The organism is Candidatus Sodalis sp. SoCistrobi, assembly GCF_900143145.1.
Taxonomy (GTDB): domain Bacteria; phylum Pseudomonadota; class Gammaproteobacteria; order Enterobacterales; family Enterobacteriaceae; genus SoCistrobi.
The window spans coordinates 1-5,830 of record NZ_FRDB01000180.1; the positions used below are offsets into that span (position 1 = coordinate 1).

Genomic DNA, 5,830 nt, shown 5'->3' on the forward strand with positions numbered 1-5,830 from the left:
CATAGGTATCTACACATTTATCGTGATACCTGTTATTACTTTGCAGAATGATTTCAACCTATCTGTTGGCGGGATTGACTCTCGCCTTACCCGCCGATATCAGACGCTGGTTAAACAGCATATGACGCCCGCGGCTCTTCTTGCTTCTGCGGTTAAAGACCTCGCAAGTGCTCAAAAATCAACTTTCGCAACTACCCAAGCTGTCTGGCGTTTTCTGAATAATAAGCGAATTAGCTTCAGTCAACTCAATGAGCCAATTATTTCGCTAGCACTTGAGCAAATTTCGCTTAGCCCGCATCCATACGCTCTCGTTGTTCATGATTGGTCACGTTTACAATTTCTTTACCATCATGCCAAATACGGACGCTTAAAAATGACGCACGGTGGCGATGTTGGATATGAACTTCAAAGCAGCTTGCTGGTTGATGCTGGCACGGGTTTGCCAATAGCGCCTCTATCTCAGACACTTACCGATGCAACCGGTTGTCATTCAACGTTGGCGGAAGGACTGTCCGAACGGCAGACACATATGGACGCCTTGACGACCGATATTGCCCGTGTGGAATCGCTTAATATAGGTAAAAAGCTGATTCATATAATTGATAGAGAGGGTGACTCTATTGGACATATGCGGACGTTGAGTACTCAAGGAATATGCTGGCTTATCCGAGGAAAAGAAGGACATGGTGCAGAGTGGCAAGGTAATTCATTGAAAATTGGTGAGATTGCTGCTCTTCTGCCATACAACGGATGCGGACAGGTAGACTGGAAAGGGAAAAAAGCTGATATGGAAATCAGTGAAACCTCGATAGTCATAACCCGAGCTGCGCAGCAGAAGCGTAAAGATAAAGAAACCGGCCGCCGCATAAAAATCCAACCTGGAGAGCCTCTGACGGTCAGATTGGTTGTTGTTCGGCTTACGGATGATCTCGGTAATGTGGTGGGACGCTGGACGCTGCTTACAAACGTTTGCAGCGAGATCACCTGCGAGGAAGTAGCTCGTTGGTATTACTGGCGCTGGAATATTGAATCATTTTTTAAGTTGCTGAAAGGTGCCGGACATGACGTAGAAACATGGCTTCAGCGCAGCGCGCCAGCCGTACTACGCAGGTTGTTAATAGCCAGTATGGCTGCTGTTCTGGTATGGCGGCTGCAACGCGCTGAAGGAGAAGAAAATGCGGCAGCCCGCCAGCTGATATGTCGCTTGTCAGGACGACAGCAAAAGCGAGGCCGCAGAGAGAGCGCTCCTGCTCTGCTCGCTGGCTTATCCATCTTGTTGAATACACTAAAATTATTATCGGAATATAGTCTGGAAGAACTTACTCATTTAGCGAGAGTTGCTCTTAAGCCTCCTCCCTGATGTGTAGATACCTATGCATTAAACGACTGGCGCGTAAAACGATTTGCTTCTCGCGCTCTGTCGAGATCCACGAAAAAGTCATCGGAGCCTTCATCGAAAAACACATGTTCTACTAATTGGAGTCATTACCACGTTTTTCATGGGATTCTCTCTTCTCTGGTCGCTGAAATGGGTGGCAAACGCTTTAGTTAACGTTCGATAACTAAATACTAGACCTGTTTTTCAGGCCGATCAAGCATTTTATTAATGATTATTAATTTTTATTTACCGAGAAGCCGCCCCGGCTAGCGACCAGGTTAACATTGTCGCGTAAAGGGGGTTGTAATTTTTGTAATGATCACTAATTATATAGTTGCATGTCATAAACCCAGAGAGGAGACCATGAGCAGCAAAACGGCCGTAACCGCCCCTCGCGGACGCGGCAGGCCGAAACATTTTGATGCCGATGCCGCACTGGACGTGGCTCTGCGTTTATTCTGGCAGCACGGCTTTGAGGCGACATCAATGCATGATTTGGTGGCCGCCACCGGCGCCAAGGCGCCCACCCTGTACCATGCTTTCGGTAACAAGGAGGGGCTGTTTCGCGCGGCGATGGAACGTTATCTGCAACGTTTTGTCCTGACGTTGAAGCCTTGCCTGGACAACCCTCAGCGCAGTGTCGCCGGCGCTACCGAAGATTTTTTCACGGCCTGCGTCGCGCAATTTACCGGCGATGGCTTGCCGCCCGGATGCTTCTTAATTTGCACCTCGTCCGCCCTGTCGGCCGATTCCCAACCTATCGCCGCCCTGCTGCGCAGCCATAATATGTTGCCCGAACAGCTACTGCGCGACCTTTACCGCACGCGGCAGGCGGTGGGCGAGCTGCCGCGACACACCGACACCGATCGGCTGGCCAAATATCTGGCGTGTCAATTGCAGGGGATGGCGGTGCAGGCGCGCGACGGCGTTAACCGCCGGCAGTTGCGCGCGCTTGTCACGCTATTGATGACGCTCTGGCCGCAGCTGGCGCGTTTATCGTCTGCCTACCCCGCAGCGACGCCCGACGCGCGCGAAACGCCGCTGGTGACAGCGCTTGAGGACGACGTTGACGGCCTTCTCTACCGCCGCTGAACGTCCACCTGCTGAACCCGTACGCCACTGAGCGTCCAACTGCTGAACCCGTGCGCCGCTGAACGTCCACCTGCTGAACCCGTGCGCCGCTGAACGTCCAACTGCTGAACCCGTACGCAGCTGAACGTCCACCTGCTGAACCCGTGCGCCGCTGAACGTTCAACTGCTAAACCCTGCGCCGCTGAACGTTCAACTGCTAAACCCTGCGCCGCTGAACGTTCAACTGCTAAACCCTGCGCCGCTGAACGTTCAACTGCTAAACCCTGCGCCGCTGAACGTTCAACTGCTAAACCCTGCGCCGCTGAGCGTTCAACTGCTAAACCCTGCGCCGCTGAGCGTTCAACTGCTAAACCCTGCGCCGCTGAGCGTGACCACGGCTACACTGGCTCCGTTGCCCTGGCCGCCCCTCAACGTTAGCGCCGTTAATCGTTACCGCCGCTCTGCCCCAGCGCCGCTAAACGCTCGGCGGTTTCCCCCGCCGGTCGCCCGGGCCGTCATGCCCGGCCGCCCATAAAGCCCATAACGTCGGCGTCGTGGCGCGTCTCACGGCAACCCGCGCTAATTAAGCCGCTGCCGCCATGGTTTTTGCCCAATATTCCCAATACCAGATCACCCACGATATTGTTTATTCGCGTCTTACACGTCCGAAGGGCATTCATGCCGAGAATGAACCTCATTATATTACCCTGGTAATTTATTTTTAAATTGTGGGTTCAGTAATAAAGATACTAACACATGACCAATAAGGATAAATAATGAAAACATTTACGATTCATGGCAATGGTTCCGCCATCGCTTTTCGCGATCTGCAAAGACGTTCATTACGCCACAGCGAATTGCGGCCGGTGGGATTTTATGCGCAAAAAGGGGATAAGATTACGCTCACGGTGCGGGGGGAAACCAATGAATTAGTCTTCGCTCAAGTAGGCATCCCGGATATGGACAATACCACTACAACCCCTCTCACCAGAGGTGAAAACACCTTTACCGCTGCCCATGACGGCTTGTTATCCTTTATTAATAAAAATACCGATTGTGAAGTCGAGATAACGTTAGATTCTGAACTAATGCGCATACCGTCATTCAGGTTGGGCGTCGATAGCAATGAGACGTTCTTTGCCGAAATGGACAAATACCCCAAAGCGCCGATCATCCTGCTTTCCAGCAAGCGGGCGGATATCGTTGTTCAATACAACAGTGCCGTCAACTTTCTTACGGATCCCGATAGCCTCATGCACAACGTTGAACATTTTTTGCAAGCGCAAGAAACGATTTCAGGTTTGCAAGCCAACGGCCGCTATGACTATGGCCTGGATCCCAACAAAATGCTCTATGTTGAAGTGAATCATGGTTACATGTTTTGTACCGAAGGTTATATGGTTTTTCATGGCGAAGGGGCGTTACAACGTTTACTGACGACGCCAACGAGCTGGGGGGTTTGGCACGAGTCAGGCCATCAGATGCAACAGCACCCGGCTAAGTGGAGCGACGGCACCGGTATGACTGAAGTGACGGTTAACCTGTATTCTATGGCGGCGCAGGAGGCGTTTTTAGGCAGGGCTTCATGGCTCGACGATTACTATCCCCGCATACATGCCTTCCTCGATCTGGAGGAAAAAAATTATGATACGCAAGACTTGCCGATTAAATTAGGCATGCTGTGGCAACTGCGATTGGCGTTTGGCGAGGCTTTCCATCCACAGGTCCACCAAGCCTATCGGGTAATGGATGAATTGCCCACGACTTCGCAAGAAAGAAAAAACACTTTCATACGCGTTTGCTGCGCGTGGCCAATATCAACTTGATTGACTACTTTGATAAATGGGGCATTCTGGCCAGCAAAAAAACCCGGAATTTATTAAGCGCATTGCCACCATTAACCAAAAAAATATGGGAGAATGACCATAATAATACTATTACCCTTCCCCTGCCTTACGATAAGTACCTACCGCAACTGCATTATATTAAAAAAACGGTAGATCACATTACGCTCTCTGCAACCGAGATCGTATTCAGCATTGAAAAGGCGTTTATAGAAAACAATGATTACATCATAAAAGTCAACCAACAACGCGTAGCGGAAATCAAAAATGGCAAATCCGATGAATGTCAACTCACCGAGATTACCGATGCCGTCGTCTGCTCACTCCCTTATGATTTGGCCGCCGATGATCTGGTAGAGGTTTGCCTTGCCGTTGCTGAGGATGCCTATTTAGTTTGGCAAGGCAGCATCGATTACATCACGGCTGCCAAAAGGTTGGCAAGTTTTTATACGGACGATAAAACGATTGCAAACTGGGTCACCCAAGCCGATCTCGATAGTGTTTATAAAAGCATCATCGCAATTCAGCACACTAATGACTTACTTCCAGCCTATCATGACGCGCAGAGGCTATTTCTAACGCCCATGATTGATAAGGTCACGGTGACAGAAACGAAAATCGATGTGTTATTTAATATGATCGGCATTGAAAATTATAGATATGTTTTTCTCTATAACGGAAAATATCTCGCCGAATTAGATAAATTACAACCTTATTATTCTTCATGGCACCAGCCAAATCGCTGGTCGATTACCAAGCCAGTCGACGCCGACCTGGAAACGATTTCTATCGAAGTCCGCATGAGTACGGGAAATTATACCCTGTTTGAAAAATCCCGCATCGTCTTTGATCTGGAGGCTGAACTGGATGATTTGTATGTCGATGAGGACAAAAAGGTCATTAAACCAGACGTTGACCAGTATACATTATCCAATCTATATCAACGGATCGTGGCACTGGATGAAGATCTCAAGGACAACCCTCTTTTGCGCGAAATTGATCAAGCGGAATTGATTTTTTTGCGGCAATCTATTCAGGATTTCACCCTACAACGCCATCAAATACAGGTATTTTTCTTCCCAGAACATTATACAGAATTGAAATATGTTCTCAGCAAACAGGGTAACTATGTCTCCGAAGTCAATCAGGGAGAAGCTTACTATTCGTCAATCAAGGATGACATTTGGCTAACGACCGTGGAGGCGGCTCCCGGTAACTCATTTTCAATTGAGGGACGAGTCAATGACAAAATATATACTATTATCACGCAAACGGCCTAGTTTTTGGTAATCGTGCGCGGGTCAGCCGCAGGCCCGGCCTGACTTGGCCAGGCTGTTTTGCGCCCGGGAACACTCGCCCAAGAAACAGGCGATAACGCTGGTCGTCATTAGGGGTCAAACACCACTCTGCCTTATATCTTGATCATTGACTTTCAAAGGTTAATGATCCCCAACTGATCATTGGGATGTTACCGGTGAGTTTGTACTCTGCCTTAAGCTTACAGCTTGTACGTCAGATTAAACCCTGGTGACATATT

General features: G+C 49.3%; 5 protein-coding genes and 1 pseudogene. 5 read left to right on the forward strand and 1 reads right to left on the reverse strand.

The annotated features are described in order from the left end of the window. From CINSTRO3249_RS11795 to CINSTRO3249_RS11805, 3 genes and pseudogenes are all read left to right on the forward strand, one after another. A partial coding sequence (locus CINSTRO3249_RS11795) for a flagellar biosynthesis protein FlhF (protein WP_254304262.1) occupies positions 1 to 1,360 on the forward strand: 1,360 nt, incomplete at its 5' end. A gap of 17 nt (positions 1,361 to 1,377) precedes the next feature. Continuing rightward, a pseudogene (locus CINSTRO3249_RS11800) lies at positions 1,378 to 1,476 on the forward strand (IS1 family transposase); the annotation flags it as partial. Positions 1,477 to 1,741: 265 nt separating this feature from the next. Beyond that, positions 1,742 to 2,470, forward strand: coding sequence for a TetR/AcrR family transcriptional regulator (locus CINSTRO3249_RS11805; RefSeq protein WP_074013422.1), 729 nt, complete (start codon positions 1,742 to 1,744; stop codon positions 2,468 to 2,470). A 494-nt stretch (positions 2,471 to 2,964) separates the two neighbouring features. On the opposite strand, the gene CINSTRO3249_RS17890 is transcribed toward CINSTRO3249_RS11805, so the two are convergent. After that, entirely contained in the window at positions 2,965 to 3,087 is a 123-nt protein-coding gene (locus CINSTRO3249_RS17890; protein WP_256381670.1) for a hypothetical protein, read from the reverse strand. Positions 3,088 to 3,225: 138 nt separating this feature from the next. Here CINSTRO3249_RS17890 and CINSTRO3249_RS11810 point away from each other — a divergent pair, with 138 nt between their 5' ends. Both CINSTRO3249_RS11810 and CINSTRO3249_RS11815 read left to right on the forward strand, forming a co-directional pair. Further along, positions 3,226 to 4,275 (forward strand): M60 family metallopeptidase, encoded by a 1,050-nt coding sequence (locus CINSTRO3249_RS11810; protein ID WP_074013423.1) that lies wholly within the window; start codon positions 3,226 to 3,228, stop codon positions 4,273 to 4,275. Beyond that, entirely contained in the window at positions 4,272 to 5,573 is a 1,302-nt protein-coding gene (locus tag CINSTRO3249_RS11815) for a hypothetical protein (RefSeq protein WP_125933179.1), read from the forward strand. Before CINSTRO3249_RS11810 ends, CINSTRO3249_RS11815 begins: the two co-directional genes overlap by 4 nt. Positions 5,574 to 5,830 lie beyond the last annotated feature (257 nt).

What these genes read in the sequence shown, in the direction of transcription:
- CINSTRO3249_RS11805 (WP_074013422.1), top strand. Translation starts at nt 1,742, where the DNA reads ATGAGCAGCAAAACGGCCGTAACCGCCCCTCGCGGACGCGGCAGGCCG.
- CINSTRO3249_RS11810 (WP_074013423.1), top strand. Translation starts at nt 3,226, where the DNA reads ATGAAAACATTTACGATTCATGGCAATGGTTCCGCCATCGCTTTTCGC.